Source organism: Prevotella sp. E9-3, assembly GCF_022024015.1.
GTDB lineage: Bacteria > Bacteroidota > Bacteroidia > Bacteroidales > Bacteroidaceae > Prevotella.
In genome coordinates this window covers 950,080-965,133 of record NZ_CP091786.1, presented here as the reverse complement: position 1 = coordinate 965,133, position 15,054 = coordinate 950,080, and the positions used below count along the sequence as shown (strand labels likewise).

General features: G+C 44.2%; 9 protein-coding genes. All 9 read right to left on the bottom strand.

From position 1 onward, the window contains the following. Positions 1-12: 12 nt before the first annotated feature. The 9 genes from L6475_RS03500 to L6475_RS03460 all read right to left on the bottom strand — a co-directional run bounded on the left by L6475_RS03500 (position 13) and on the right by L6475_RS03460 (position 15,004). Positions 13-2,412 carry a glycoside hydrolase family 38 C-terminal domain-containing protein gene (locus tag L6475_RS03500; RefSeq protein WP_237822538.1) on the bottom strand — a complete coding sequence of 800 codons (2,400 nt, stop codon included), beginning with the start codon at positions 2,410-2,412 and terminating at the stop codon, positions 13-15. Continuing rightward, on the bottom strand, positions 2,409-3,701 hold the full coding sequence (locus tag L6475_RS03495) for a DUF4105 domain-containing protein (RefSeq protein WP_237822536.1): 1,293 nt from the start codon (positions 3,699-3,701) through the stop codon (positions 2,409-2,411). Before L6475_RS03495 ends, L6475_RS03500 begins: the two co-directional genes overlap by 4 nt. Continuing rightward, on the bottom strand, positions 3,685-3,861 hold the full coding sequence (locus L6475_RS03490; protein ID WP_237822534.1) for a hypothetical protein: 177 nt from the start codon (positions 3,859-3,861) through the stop codon (positions 3,685-3,687). The genes L6475_RS03495 and L6475_RS03490 overlap by 17 nt, the downstream gene beginning before the upstream one ends. A 12-nt stretch (positions 3,862-3,873) precedes the next feature. Beyond that, positions 3,874-5,172 (bottom strand): hypothetical protein, encoded by a 1,299-nt coding sequence (locus L6475_RS03485; protein WP_237822532.1) that lies wholly within the window; start codon positions 5,170-5,172, stop codon positions 3,874-3,876. 137 nt (positions 5,173-5,309) lie between these two features. Continuing rightward, positions 5,310-6,047: a hypothetical protein gene (locus L6475_RS03480; RefSeq protein WP_237822531.1), complete on the bottom strand. Its 738-nt coding sequence runs from the start codon at positions 6,045-6,047 to the stop codon at positions 5,310-5,312. Between the two features lie 115 nt (positions 6,048-6,162). Next, positions 6,163-10,062 (bottom strand): two-component regulator propeller domain-containing protein, encoded by a 3,900-nt coding sequence (locus L6475_RS03475; protein ID WP_237822529.1) that lies wholly within the window; start codon positions 10,060-10,062, stop codon positions 6,163-6,165. Positions 10,063-10,315: 253 nt separating this feature from the next. Then, positions 10,316-11,737: a glycoside hydrolase family 57 protein gene (locus tag L6475_RS03470; RefSeq protein WP_237822527.1), complete on the bottom strand. Its 1,422-nt coding sequence runs from the start codon at positions 11,735-11,737 to the stop codon at positions 10,316-10,318. Between the two features lie 33 nt (positions 11,738-11,770). Further along, on the bottom strand, positions 11,771-13,042 hold the full coding sequence (locus L6475_RS03465; protein ID WP_237822526.1) for a glycosyltransferase family 4 protein: 1,272 nt from the start codon (positions 13,040-13,042) through the stop codon (positions 11,771-11,773). A 12-nt stretch (positions 13,043-13,054) separates the two neighbouring features. Continuing rightward, positions 13,055-15,004: a glycogen debranching enzyme N-terminal domain-containing protein gene (locus tag L6475_RS03460; RefSeq protein ID WP_237822525.1), complete on the bottom strand. Its 1,950-nt coding sequence runs from the start codon at positions 15,002-15,004 to the stop codon at positions 13,055-13,057. Positions 15,005-15,054 lie beyond the last annotated feature (50 nt).

The window sequence follows — 15,054 nt, the reverse complement described above, 5'->3', positions numbered from 1 at the left end:
ATTGATTAATGATTAGTTGATAGGTTTTACTTTCAGAGTTTTAATGGCAAAACGGGGCATTTTCAATGTGACGACGCCCTTAGCATCGGGGATAAGCCGAGAGATTGTATTCCCGTTCAGGTCAACCTCCTCTACATCGGCCACTGGAAATTTCATTTTTACTTTTTCATAGCCAGTTGTTCCATCAGCACTAAAGAGCCTCAACAGCAGCGAACCGTCTGGTTGTGTGATGGCTGCGCTGAGCTGACAAGTAGCTGAGAGCAAGGAACGTGTTGGTTGCGGAACAGTATGACTATGGGATACGATAATCGGATTGTGCCAATCGTCAGCAATTTGCTGCAGGTGAGCATTGTCCCATCGTCCAGGATGTGGCATTAGGGCATAATCAATCTCGGAGGGACCGTCAATAGGATAATTGCGCCACCACAGACCACTACCCGAATACTGGACAGTGAGTGCAAGTGGTTCGTCCTCTCCATATGAATAGCTTGTGGTATGGTCAGTGAACATCGCAAATCCATAACCTTTAGCACCTTCGCTCAAATCAACCCAACTAAGGGCCACATTGTGCTTGATACTATCCCAACTATTAAAAAAGGTATTGTCAAGTTTGCTTTCACACACATCGAAAGGAGCGTCTTTGCTCAGCAATGGCTTTTGCAAGGATACTGGAAGAAAAAGACGCAACATGTATCGTGTGTCGTAAAAGGGAGTTAAACGTTTATCATCCTGTGAATGGTAAGGACCTCCAATTGGAGTATCTTCAGTCCAATGTATCTTCAACTTGCAATCAATCCTGCGCTGGCCTTTTGTCAGCGTTACGATATGCGAGAAGGGAACGCCTGCCACTTCGCCATCAATACGGATCTGTTGAAGAAGAGGATGATCAGCCAAACAAGTGGCTTTTGCCTCGTTCTCAACCGATGAGCGCATACCTCCGCGCTCACTGAAGAAACCACGCAGTTCGCCAAAAGACTGTTCAGCCGACTGATTGACTAATTCCTTTCCGTCTTGCTGCTTGTCTATCCAACTGCTAATGATTCCTCCACGCTTCAAATCAAAAGTCAACCGATACTGGTCATTCTCCAAAACAGCCTCCGACTGTCCTTTCCACCGTTCAGGATTCGGTTGGGCTATGCCGGCGGTATCCACCTTGCATGAAATCTGGCCAAAAGCAGGAATATGTACCCAAAGCAGCCGATTGTCGATGGTCTTCACCACTTCATTCCGCTCATGAGAAGTAGTATTGTAGAAGGTAACATAATCTCCCATGCCAGCTGGCACATCTGAGGCATCTGCTATCATCCGTTGAGCTGTTGCCATGGTACTGTCAGTCCAACAGCGAACGGCATCGGCCCATGTTCCATAATTTTTAAGTCGGTTGTAGGGTACTATCCATGAATCGTGATGCTGAGCCAACATCAGTGTACGCCAAGCCTCATCAACCTGTGACAGATTAGCATATCTACCAGTAAGAGCACATAGTTTTTCTGCTTGAACCAATAGGTTCTCAGCTTTACGTACTTCACGCCCTATGCGTTGCATCACCTGCGAGCCCCACATTAGTCCGGGATGTATATTCTCCTGCGACCAGTACCAATCCTTCGCAGCCTGATGATCAGTATGCCGCTCGATATAGTCGCTCCACAACACATACTCAGTATTACCCTTATGGTCACGCAACCATGGGCCATAAGTCCAACCGGCATCCTGATAGGTCATTCCTACAGGATTCTGAATACCTGCTTGCTGACAAGCCTTCAAAAAAGTATCAGAATTGTTCCAGGCAATTGTCTGCCATACCGAGCCTTCCTGCAGTTCCTCACAGGCATAGCGAGGAACAGTAATCATTTTGCTACCATCAGAACCCACCAGATTCACCAACTGGCCTCCATATGCTTCGGTATAGCCTCCCCAACAGGTATCTGGACATTTTAGGGAGATATATTTGAATCCCAACAGGCGGAGTAACTGTGGCAGTTGACTGGTAAAACAAGGTTCCTCACTGCTATAAGTGGTGAAAGTAATACCAGGAAAATGCAGGCGCAGTTTCTGCATACCATACTGAAACTGACGGATAATACTTTCACCACTTATATTATATAGGTAAGGTTGCGCATAGGTAGGGTTGGTATATTCTACCTGCGATCCTGCCATTTTCTGTTGAAAATTCCTATAAGCCTCGGGAGTACGGACAGCTACCGTATCCCATGTCTCAGGTTCTATCTCGAGTCCGATATTCCAGTCGGGGTGGGCCTCCAATTGATCAACCATAAACTGTGTGTAGGTGTCAAGGGGATAGTGTCCGTAGAGTCCGCCATGGAAACCATCCACGAAAAAGTTCTTTGGCTGAGCAAAGCCCACCAAAGCAACCAAAGAGCATAGAACTGAGTTGAGAAGTCTTGTTGTCATTTACTGTTATCCGTTTTATATTTCATCCTCCACGCATTTGACAGGCAGCGAACAGCCAGCATGCTTATCATTAAACTATGAGGCATATCTATCTGAGCCACGAAAGGGGTAAACATGATAAATACAAGCAAGAAAGAGAAATAGAACAGGTAAAAATAGACATATCTCTTATTCTTGCGAAACAGGAGCCAAGCCAACAAAGGAAGTGGATTAAACACAAGTGCATACCAGTTTCCTGAAGAGCCATCAAGCGATGAGAACAAGGTCATATAGCAAAGAGCCATACCTATCACCGTGAGCAACAACATCAATGTGGCATCGACCGTAAAAGCCAGTTTATGCAGATGACCTGTATGTTCAGCCACACTTAGAAGTATCACCAAAAGGAGAAGAAGGGCAAAACAAATAGTTGGTGTGAACCACGAGGTATGCTGCCCGTCATCACCACTTATCAGCTCACTGCCATTACTATCAATCAATAATGGCCTGCGACTGCCAAATTTATCAACGATAGAAGCATGCTTCCAAGTCTCGACAAGCAATGAGGGAGAATACTTTTCACCATTCTGTCCTACCTTATCTCCCTCAGATCCAAGCAAGCTATTCCAAAAGAAATCAACCCAGGGGCGATGCCGTGAAATAACATGAACAAAATCGCGATATGTACCGTTCAGAATAGGCGATGCCGAACCATAAACCATTTTTGCTTCACCTTGCAAAGCACGTTTTACAGCAAAGGCACACATACTTGAACAATTGGTGGTAAGATAATTATAAGGGCGAACGGAACCGTAAGAAACTTCGTTGTCGAGTAATTCCCACAAGCGTCTTTTCTGATAGAGATTGAGGTTCAGTTCATATTCTACTACCCGACGACCCTCATTGGCATACTCCTGCAGATAATCATGTGTTTGGACGGCCGAGTACTCTCCTTTGGCTTCCCCTGTGAAAAAGGCCAACCGATTTTCAACAGTATCGTCAAGTCCGTAAGTAAAAGAATAGTCAAGCCCTGCCGATGGACACTGAAGGCGTAACGCGCAATGCCCATGTGCCGTATAGACGGTATAGCCGGGCGCAACACTGAGTAAAGAAACGGTGATATCAGTGGCCAGTCCATCTTCATCAACCATATCATTCTGTTGCTGAGCATCATCAACCATATCATTCTGTTGCTGAGCATCATCAACCGTATCGTTCTGCTGTTGTGCAAAAGCGCCCATGGCCGACAGCCAAAAGACTGTCAGCGCACAGGCTAAGTATAGTATTATGTTTTTACATTTCCTCATCATCCCACTCAAAACTGTTGGGTCGGGCCAAAACCTGTGAGCCGTCAACTTCTTCATCGGAAGGGTCATTAAAGACTGCAATCTCCAGCGTACTGCTCATCATCATATTCTGCGCAGACATTTTGTACAGGACTATATCTGGTGACAAATAATTATTTCTCATAACAAAAATCTTTTATCTGCGAATCACCTTACGACCATTCTTGATTACAATACCTTTATAAGCATCGTTAACAAGTTGACCTGCCAAATTATAGATACTAGATTCCGTCTGAGCATTCTTGCTCACACTGACGATTGAGGTGACAATCTCATCATCATCAAAACCGATAAAGCCACGAGCATCGTCGTCCAATTCCAAATAAGCCTTACCCCTAGAGACAGACTCTCCATCTTTCAGACGATAGAATCCGATTCCATTATTACCATTGGCCAGTACATAGATTTTTCCATTAGCCTCAACAGGACCGTTAGCAGTACTTTTCAGCAAGTTGTCACTATTATCCTCGTTAAGGAACAGACCTTGATAAGTCATCTCATAAGTTTGGTTGGCCTCTCCTTGAAGGATAACGCCTTCATCGGCCCCTACATGCTGCACTTGTTTGAGGCTCAAAGTATTTCCAACAGCTGTCACTTTGTAGCCTTTCAGTTCCTCATTATTCCAATTGTCCAAACGTACTTGCGTAGTGGCACTATAAGTACAAAGTTCAGCTGGAAGAGTAAGAGGAAGAAGATCAAACTCGGCGCTATACTTAGATTTGACATTATTCACTTCAATCACCAAATCAGATGAAGCGACAGATCCATCAGCATTATGCCAGGCAACGAAACGCATGCCGTACGAAGGAATTGCTGTTAGCCGTACTTGAGAGCCATCGTTTATACTCTCATTTGTAAAGGTACCAAAGCTTGCATCCTGTTCGCCACTTAAAAATGGGTGATAATAATTAACAGTTACATTATTAACGGAGGTATCCTGCTTTTTAAAGACAGCATAGTACTGTTTAACGGGAGCATTTGTCCACCCTTTTCCTTGAGCATCACTATACCCTTTATCACCTGTTCCGTCATAATCTGTTGTTTCATTTTCTCCAAGCAATACAGAGCCTCCTGAGAGCAATAGGTCTGAACCATCTTCATTCAATAAGAAGTCTGCATCTTCATACGACTCTTTCAGTTCAGTTACAAAGCCTGCGAGCTCCCAGCCCGAATTAGGTTCTGCGTATAACTTACAATGATATCCCGAGCCACTACTTACCGTGATATTCGCATCCACAGATTCTGCATCATGGTCAGTTTCCTTGGTTTCATTATTGTCAACAGTATAGCTTATATATACTTTTCCACATCCGGTGGGCGTTGCACCCAGTTTTACATTAAAATTTTTGTAATAAGCATCTGCCTGTACACCAATGGAAAACAAACAAATCACAAATGCAAACAATAGTCTGATAATAGTATTATTACTTTTCATATAGGCAAAAATTAGTCTTAAAGTTAATATTTTTGATTGACAAATATTCAATGGTTAGCATTATCATTTTAAAAAGACAAAAACGCCTGAACGTAGAAACTGCGACAGGCGCTTTTGTCACCAATTACTACTTACTACTATCTAACAACTTTTTTACCATTAACAATCACAATTCCTTTCTGGGCAGATGATGCCTTAGTACCAAGCAAAGTGTAAGCCTGTTGTTGCTTATCAGAAGCCTTTACTGATTCCACGCCTTCTGAGTCGCCATCTGGTAGTACAGTTCCTTTAGGTACAAATACCGCATAAATCACATGGTCAGGCTCTTCATTCCAGTTATCCAAAGCACGAGCTGCTTCACGAGCTTCATCAGCATTAGCAAAATTATTTGAGTCTGCATCTACCTCACGCGGACAGTTTGCATTGAAGATAAACTCATACCCTTCATCAACTTTCTCTGCAGTATAAGGATCATCAAAGTTTCCATTATCCGTATATGTAGAAGCGATCAAATCAGCCTTTGTATATTCGCCATCATTTTTCTTGACCAGACTGAAGCCAGCAAGTTCAAAACCATCCTCAGGTTCACCATAGAGCCAAATCATGTAAAGACCAAGCAGAGGATCGCCCTCTTCACGAGCCAAGTCTTTACCATTTTCACCAATTGTAGCTTTCAAAGTGACACTCTCAGACTTACGGGTCTGCTGGTTCGAAGGATCCTCTGTCCGGATGTAAACTTTTCCACGTCCAGATTCATTTGCATTGAGCTGAACATGAATGTTCTTGAACGGAGTAGCAGATGCACTTACAGCCATCATACATACTACTAGCATTGCCAGCAGTCTTCCCATTTGATTAAAGTAAATTTTCAACATAATTTTAATTGTTTAAGTTAGAGAAAAAAATTAGGTTTTAACGATGCAAATTTACTTACAACGACATTTTGGGAATATAAATTTCGAACACAAAAGCATAAAAAATGAGCCAACGTTACTGATTTTGCAGAATAAAGTCTTTTGGCAACAGTCCGAACTGCTTTTGGAAGCATTGAGTGAAGTAGCTTGGTGAGCTGAAGCCTACCATATAGCACACTTCATTCACTTTGCAGTCGCCCTGCTTCAACAACTGGGCTGCTCTTTTCAATCGTTCCACCTTAATATAATTATTAGGTGTAAGGTCGAACATTCCTCTGATTTTTCTGTTCAGATTGGTTCGGCTCATACACATCTCAGCAGCCATCTGCGAAATATCGAAATCACTATCTGTCAAATGTTCAGCCATCACTTTCTCCAAACGATGCATCAGTTCTTCATCGGCCTTTGAAATAGACACAGTTTCCTGTTGAAGGAAAGGCGATGTGGCATAAGCATGTTTGGCAGTCTGGCGAGAGCGTAACAGATTTTGAATCACACTCAGTAGATAATCCATTGAGAACGGCTTTTCAATATAGCTGTCGGCTCCGCTCTCCATTCCTTTCACTTTGGCAGAATCGAGCGTAAGAGCTGTTAGAAGTATGACGGGTATGTGACTGAAATCAACATTTTCCTTTACACTACGACAGAGTGCGAATCCATCCATTCCTTCCATCATTACATCGGAAACGATGACATCCACTTCATGTTCGGTCAACACCTTCAAAGCATCTTCGCCGTTATCGGCTGTCAGCACATGATAATGCCGACTCAAATGGTTCTTCTCATAACTCTGCATCTGTGGATTATCTTCGACAATCAGCACGGTGTTTTGTTCTTGCGAAACAACATCGTCGACAGATGTTTCCTGATCCTTTTCTTCGACAGCATCGGCATCCAACCCATGCAGAAGGGTTTGTTGTTGTTCGATAGGCAGTGTAAGCTGGAACACATTCAAGTTGGGATCATCAACAATATCGAGGGTTCCGCTATGCAATTCCGCTAACGAACGGGCAAGTGCCAGTCCGATACCTGTACCCAACTGCGACTGTGCTGACTCCGAGCGATAGAACGGTGTAAAAATACGTTTACGTATCTCGCGGTCTATGACCGGTCCATCGTTTCGAACTGTCAAGACAATCGTGTCAGCAATTCGTTCCAATGTAAGTTCAACAAAGTGGTCACAGTATTTTGTCGCATTTGTCAGCAAATTGCTCACTATCTTAGTTACTGCTTCACGATCCACATGAGCCTGAAGAGGCTCTAAAGGAAGTTTCATCGTATCGTCAATTCCTTTATTCTGCATAAGAGGTCTGAAACGTACATACACATCCTTCACCAATTGAGCGACGTTGCACGATTCGAAATTCAGTTTCAGTCCGTTGCGCTCTGTCTTTCTAAAATCCAACAACTGGTTGGTAAGATTCAGTAACCGCGTCACGTTCTGATCCATGATGTTCAGATTTTCACGTTCATCATCATCCTCAATATCCTTTTGCAGGATATCCGTCAAGGGACCTTTTATCAGTGTGAGAGGCGTACGAATTTCATGTGCCACATTGGTAAAGAAGTTTATCTTGCTCTGATAGAGTTCCTGTTCTTTCTCATGTTCAAACTTCTCCATTGCCAACCGCCGACTCATACGAGCCCGCTCGGTCCAGTAACGATACAAGAAATAAATGATGCCCGATATGATCAACAGATAGCTCAACCATGCCCACCAACGCTGATACCAGGGACTGAGCACCGTGATAACGAGTGTATAGGGTTCTGCTATTTTTCCAGACTCGGTAATATCCTGTACATGAAGTACATAATGTCCGGCGGGAAGGTTGGTGTAGCGAACATAGTTGTCACTGTACAGTGACTGCCACTCGTGGTCAAAGCCTTCAAGCATATAACTGATTTGTCTCATCTGGGCATCACGATACGAAAGAATGGCCATCTTCAGGGCAAACGAGTTTTGCTGATGATTAAGGATTAGTTCTTTGGTTGTAGTGATACTCTGTGCCAACGGAGAATCTTCAGAGAAATGATCAACCGTCCTACCTTGTATCACCAGTTCAGTGGCCACTACCACAGGAGCTGCCGTAACGCCAAGAAAACTTTCTGGTGAGAAAGCCACCAGCCCTGTCTGACATCCCAGATAGATACGTCCATTACTGCTACAAAGGGCCGAATTATAGCTAAAGTTATTGTCCATCAACCCATTGGCGGTTGTAAACAAACGTGTAGCAGAATTCTCCGGATTATAACACATCAGACCTTCATTGGTAGTCAGCCACATCAGCCCCTCGTTGTCCTCGGTCATAGCCAGCACAACTCGTTTGGGCTGGTTACTGGGGATAGGTACTTTTTCAAAACTTTGCTTTGAAGGGTTGTAACAACTTACTCCGCTTCCATCGGTAGCCACCCATATTTGTCCAAGTGAGTTTTCGAACAGGCTCACCACATTGTTGTCAACGAGGGTTGAGTTGACAGTACTGAAACATTGCCATTTCGTACTTCTTACAGGACGCATATATACGCCATGATCATAGATGGCAACCCATAAATTGCCATGACGGTCTTCCATTATATCATATACTTCATGCTTGGGCAATTCTTCATAGAACTCAAAACTGTCATCCTCGGCATGATAAGTATAGAGACCGCCTAATGTGCCAATATAAATATGTCCGTTACGCGTAGCATACAACGAGAAGATAATATCATCGTGCAGATGACCGGGCGCAAGACTTGCGCCATAACTGTGCAAAAGTTTTCCGGTACTGGCATCTACTACTTTCAGACCATTGGCAAATGTGCCCACCCAGATTTGTTCCCCTTTCACGCAAAGACTCTGCACGTTAGAAAAAGCGGAACTTGTTTCTACAAAATGGAAACGACCTGTTTGCGGAGAATAATAGCTAAGACCTCCATCCTCAGTACCAACCCAGATACGTCCGTCCTTTCCTTCAGCCAACTTACTGACACGACGACCAGGCAAAGAACCAGTCACATCTATTCTTGGTATATAATTACTGAAAGCGTAAGACATTCTTGGCGCATAGCTCACGCCGCCAAAGAACGAACCTACCCATATACCGCCGTCTTTATCGCGATAGACAGTCTGAAGTGAATTATCTGTCAGCGCAAAAGGATTGGTCGATTCGTAGCGATAGTGCCTTGAAGTCCGGGTACTGATATCATAAGTAAAGAGTCCATTCTCTGTAGCCATCATCAGTTTATTGTCGCTCTTGATGAGGTGATGTGCATACAGATCTTTACCTTTAGCCGAAGCAATGAGTGGTGTAAGTTTTCTTGTATTGATGTTCAATTCCATCAGTCCCGAGGCCGACGAACACAGATAGATATTATCAGCGTCTGAGAACTCCATTCCGGTAACAGTTTCTCCATCAAGAATCTTACGACCGTTTTCATCCGTGAAATCAACAATGGTCTTGAAATCATTACGCGTGTAGCACAGACCACTATTGTAAAAGGCCAGCCAGAGGGTTTTATTGCTATCTACATAGATTCCCGATACCGAGAGGGCTCCGTTCACCAAGTGGTGTTCCAATTTCTTTTTCTCTATATCGTAGATAAAGACTCCCTGACTGGTACTACCAATGAAGATGCGCTGTCCGTCGCCGGTTATCACCGTAGTCAAAGCAGTCACTTCTACTCCATCGTCGGCCTTTAGGTCGAAATGGCGAAACGAATCGCTATATGGAGAATAGATGAACACCCCACGCTCTGTTCCTATCCACAGTTCATTATTTGGACTCTCATAGATACAGGAAATACGATTACTGCCCAATCCATGACGATCCGTACTCTTACGATAAATCTTGAATGATTTTCCATCAAAACGGTTCAATCCATCACGTGTTCCAAACCACATAAAGCCCATATTGTCTTGAGCGATGGCAAGAACAGAGTTCTGCGACAATCCTACACTGGTGTCATAATTCTTGAATTGAAATTCCGAGGCCACTGAAGGGAATATACACAAGAAGGAAAAGGCCACCAACAAGTTTAGCCTGAGTAATCGTATTATATACAAAAAATCTTTCACCATATAAATAATAATATATGCAAAGATAGCATATCTCCCTACATCGGAATGACACATTCAAACCAAACAATGAAAAAATCCGACCAATATGACTATATTGGCCGGACTTTTCAATGTATTTAATCAAAATCAATATTTTTTCAGTAAGAATATTGATTCTTTCTATCAACAATTAATCTTCCTTTTTCTCTACTGGTGCCTCAGCAGGCTCAGTTGCTTTCTTGGCTGCTTTCTTGGCTGGAGCCTTTTTTACTGCAGTTTTCTTTGCTGGGGCTTTCTTAGGACTATCGGCATTTGGTTCCAATTTCTCCAGGCGAGCTTTCAAACGAATGATTTCCTTGTCCTTCATCTCAATCTCATCACCCTGATTTCGGATAGTGGTAAGCAGTGAGTTCAGTTCCTCATTGTCTATCTCGAGTGGATAAAGGGCATTTACACGGTTGATGAAATCGCCAAGGATATTCATATAGTTAGTAAAGGCATCGAAAGGACCGCTATAGATACCACGATCCAATCCCACATTCGATGGCTTTGTGGTCATGAAGCGGAAGTTGTTGGATGCCTGCAGGTAGTCCCAGTCTTGATTGATACGTGGATCATTGGCAATAAGCAGGCGGTCGGCCACACTATACAGTTTATTGAAAGCCTCACGCTGCATGGCATTACCTAACCAGCAGCTTACATCGCGCTCCTCATCTACCCATGACAATGTGTCGGGCACATCCAACTGACCAACGCTCTTCACCTTCATGCAGATTTCTGTTGGTGTAGAGAAGGTGATACCTTTTGCTTTAGCACAAACGGGAAGTGCCTTGATAAAATCGAGGATATTCGATGACAACGGCTGGGCGATACCCAAAGCCGACAGTTCCATGAAGATATTGATGATCTGCTCTTCCTCTGGCAAACGGGCAATACGGTCAATATAAGCATCGGCAAAGAGGGGATAGCCCTCCCACTCGGCATTATTGAAACGCAGTGAAATATCGTCACTCAGTTCAACATCACGCAACAGCAACTTCAGATTGGGGGCCATATTGCAATTGTACACATAGTGGGGCGATTTCCATCCCAGAACATGCTTAGCGCCTTCCGTCAGCATACCCTTGAAACCTAAGGCTGCAATCTGAGCACCGATATCATCACTATAAATAAGAGACGAGTTGCGAGCAACAGTCGGTTTCTTGCCGAAATACTCTTCCATTTTCTGGCATTGCTTCTTGATGTCGCGAGCAAAGCTTTCCTCATTGGCCAATGAAGAAAGGCCGTGACTATAAGGTTCAGCCAAGAACTCCACACAACCGGTCTCGTTCAGTTCCTGCAACTTCTCCAGAACCTGTGGGGCATGCATCTCTAACTGTTCTATTCCAACACCCGAGAGTGAGAACGCCACTTTAAAATAATTGCCATTCTCCTTGATCATCTGCAACAAGGTGTTCAACGCAGGCATATAGCTGCGCTCGGCAATATCGCTGATGCTACGCTCATTCTCGTAGTCATCATAATAATAATGGTCGGCACCGATGTCAAAGAAACGGTAACGCTTCAGATGAATAATCTGATGTATCTCGAAATATAAACAAATCGTTTTCATAATTATCAATTTTCAATTATCAATTATCATTTTTCAATTTTCCCAACCAAGGGTGCGTAGATAGAGAGTACGTATCCAGCGGCCTACCTTCTCCCATGTAATCTGATCAACCTCCTTCTTTCCCTCATCCTTCAAGTAGTGGAACAACGAATCGTTGGTACAGATACTATAGATGGAATCGGCCAATGCATGAATATCCCAATAATCTACTTTGATGCAATTATCAAGGATTTCAGCACATCCGGATTGTTTCGAGATGATAGTAGGCGTTCCGCATTGCATAGCCTCAAGCGGTGAGATACCAAACGGTTCGGATACTGATGGCATTACATACACATCGGAAGCTTTCAGGCACTCGTACACCTGCTTACCTCTCATAAAACCGGGGAAGTGGAAGCGGTCGGCAATGCCTCGTTCGGCGGCCAAATAAATCATTGCATCCATCATATCGCCTGAACCTGCCATACAGAAACGAACGTTACGTGTGCGATGGAGCACCATATTAGCAGCTTCAACGAAGTATTCAGGACCTTTCTGCATCGTGATACGTCCCAGGAAAGTCACCACTTTTTCTTTTCCTGTATGATCTGGGCGTGGAATGTCCTGATACTCTTGAGGCAAAGGATAAACGGCATTGTGAACCGTGAAGCACTTGCGTGGGTCCTGATGATACTGATTGATAACCGTCTGGCGGGTCAGTTCTGATACACACATGATGCAGTCGGCATTGTCCATACCGTTCTTCTCAATGGAATAAACCGTTGGATTTACCTTTCCGCGTGAACGGTCGAAATCGGTAGCATGCACATGGATACACAATGGTTTTCCACTCACCTGTTTGGCATGAATGCCGGCAGGGAATGTCAGCCAGTCGTGAGCATGAATAATGTCGAACTCTTCTGTTCTTGCCACTACACCGGCAATAATCGAATAATTGTTTATTTCTTCGTGCAGATTACCCGGATATCCTCCGGCAAACTCCATACATCCCAGGTCGTTGACATTCATATAGTTGAAGTCGGCATAGAGATGCTCACGGCACTTGAAATAATAGTCGGGATCCATGATATTTCCCACTCGGCTCTGCACATAATCACGATTCACATCGCGCCAGGCAATAGGCACTGCGTTCATAGCCACGATGCGACAGGCATGCTGACTCTCATCGCCAAAGGGATGTGGCAAACAGAGTACTGTCTCAATGTCGCCCTGAGCCTTCAAGCCTTCAGAAATACCATAGTTTGCGGTGGCCAGTCCACCGAATACATGAGGAGGATACTCCCATCCAAACATTAAAACTTTCATAGTCGTCCCTCCTTATTTTTGATATGAATATTTTTCGAGAAGTTTCATCGTACGCAGAATCTCGGCCACATTCATGGCAAACGACATGGCGCCACGTCCATGGAAAGGCGGATTTCCGTCGAAAAGTTCTGAGATAGTACCAATGGCATGATAGTCAATCTCATCTTCATATCCCACCATCTGCCGCTCAACGAACGACAGGCGTGTACGTTTGTACAGTTTCAGGCAAGCCTCCATATAGAATCCGCCCAGCCAAGGCCATGCGGTTCCCTGATGATAGGCATAGTCACGCTGCGTCTGGGGACCCACATACATAGGATTGTAGCCTCCACTCTTTGGTGAGAGTGAACGCAGTCCTTTTGGTGTGAGCAACTCGCGCGTACATATATCGACTACACTCTTCATCTGCTGTTGCGACAATGGTGAGTAGTCGAGTGCCACTGCAAATATCTGATTAGGACGTACACTCCAGTCCATCATGGTTCCGTCAACATAGTCGAGCAGATAGCCATATTCATTCACAAAGGTGTCAACAAACGATGCCTTGGTTTTTTCTGCAAGTTTCTCCAGTACAGCAACACCTTTAGTATCGCCTTTTTCACTGGCCAACGAGGCACCGAACTTTATCAGGTTATACCATAGTGCGTTGAACTCAACGATATAACCAGAGCGGGGTACAACAGGACGGCCGTTAGCAGTCGAGTTCATCCAGGTCACAGCATGGTCACGACCGTTTGAATATACGAGTCCGTTGTCATCCAAACGCAGGTTGGGATGTTTGTTGGCCATGATATATCGGATAATATCCTGAATCAGTTTACCGTATTTGGCAAAAGCCTCATCACGCCCTACATATTTAGCATATTGCTGGATAGCCCAGATGGCCCATAGGGGAACATCGGGCTGTTCCATCTCGTATATCTGGACTGTCAACGGTTTGTTTTCCATGAATTCACGCAGTCCGCGTTCAGCCGTTTGCATCACGAGTTCAAAATAGTCGGGCTCGTCAATAGCCAGAGTGAGTCCTGGCAGTGCAATGAATGTATCGCGTGCACGACATTTAAACCAGGGATATCCTGCCAGCAGATAGCGAGTATCGTCGGCCTTACGGTTATGGAACTGATGAGCAGCAGTAACCAGGCAGTGGTAGAAATTATCGCGTGGAACACGAACAGACAGTTCTTCTTCGAACAGTTTCTTCAGCGTACTGGTTTTTGTCTGTGATGTAGAGGCCGCAAAGATAATGCTTTCTCCTTTCTTGATTGGCACTTCAAAATAACCAGGTACATAAAGGTCTTCATTAGACGCATATCCACGTTCCTGCTCTTTCGGATATTCTATGCCACGATACCAGTCGGGCTGGAAAATAAACTCATTTTTCTTTGAGAATTGCATGAACAAATCAGGATACCCTCTGTACATGCAGGTCTTAATACCATTCTCCACATTCTGGTAGTCACGACTGGCCACGCTATTCTCGTGAGTAAACTGACGTACTGAGCGGAATGCCAAGAATGGGCGGAAACGCAAAGTGGTTGCCGAGTGTGCATCCTCCAAGGTATAGCGAATCAGAATACGGTCTTCATAAGCCTGAAAAATAGCCTCTTTCTTCAATACCACACCACCTACACGATAAACAGTAGTGGGTACCAGACTGGCATCAAACTCACGAATGTACTTATGCCCTTTAGGGCTGTAGTTATTGCCCTGATACTTGTGGAGTCCAAGATTGAATTCAGCTCCGTGCTGAACCACCGTACAGTCGAACGACGACAATAACACATGGTTCTCGTCGTCAATCTCAGGCACAGGGACCACCAACAGTCCATGGTACTTGCGCGTGTTACAATCGACCAATGTCGAAGCGCTATAGGCACCTGAACGATTCGTTCGGAGCAATTCGCGGCGTAGTGACTCCTCAAGATTAGTCATCACGGCTTTCTCAAATCGCAAATAACTCATAGTTCCTATTTTAAGGTTTTTATTTGTTTTAATTTATAATAAGGTAGATT

What these genes read in the sequence shown, in the direction of transcription:
- L6475_RS03500 (WP_237822538.1), bottom strand. Translation starts at nt 2,412, where the DNA reads ATGACAACAAGACTTCTCAACTCAGTTCTATGCTCTTTGGTTGCTTTG.
- L6475_RS03495 (WP_237822536.1), bottom strand. Translation starts at nt 3,701, where the DNA reads ATGATGAGGAAATGTAAAAACATAATACTATACTTAGCCTGTGCGCTG.
- L6475_RS03480 (WP_237822531.1), bottom strand. Translation starts at nt 6,047, where the DNA reads ATGTTGAAAATTTACTTTAATCAAATGGGAAGACTGCTGGCAATGCTA.
- L6475_RS03490 (WP_237822534.1), bottom strand. Translation starts at nt 3,861, where the DNA reads ATGAGAAATAATTATTTGTCACCAGATATAGTCCTGTACAAAATGTCT.
- L6475_RS03470 (WP_237822527.1), bottom strand. Translation starts at nt 11,737, where the DNA reads ATGAAAACGATTTGTTTATATTTCGAGATACATCAGATTATTCATCTG.
- L6475_RS03485 (WP_237822532.1), bottom strand. Translation starts at nt 5,172, where the DNA reads ATGAAAAGTAATAATACTATTATCAGACTATTGTTTGCATTTGTGATT.
- L6475_RS03465 (WP_237822526.1), bottom strand. Translation starts at nt 13,042, where the DNA reads ATGAAAGTTTTAATGTTTGGATGGGAGTATCCTCCTCATGTATTCGGT.
- L6475_RS03460 (WP_237822525.1), bottom strand. Translation starts at nt 15,004, where the DNA reads ATGAGTTATTTGCGATTTGAGAAAGCCGTGATGACTAATCTTGAGGAG.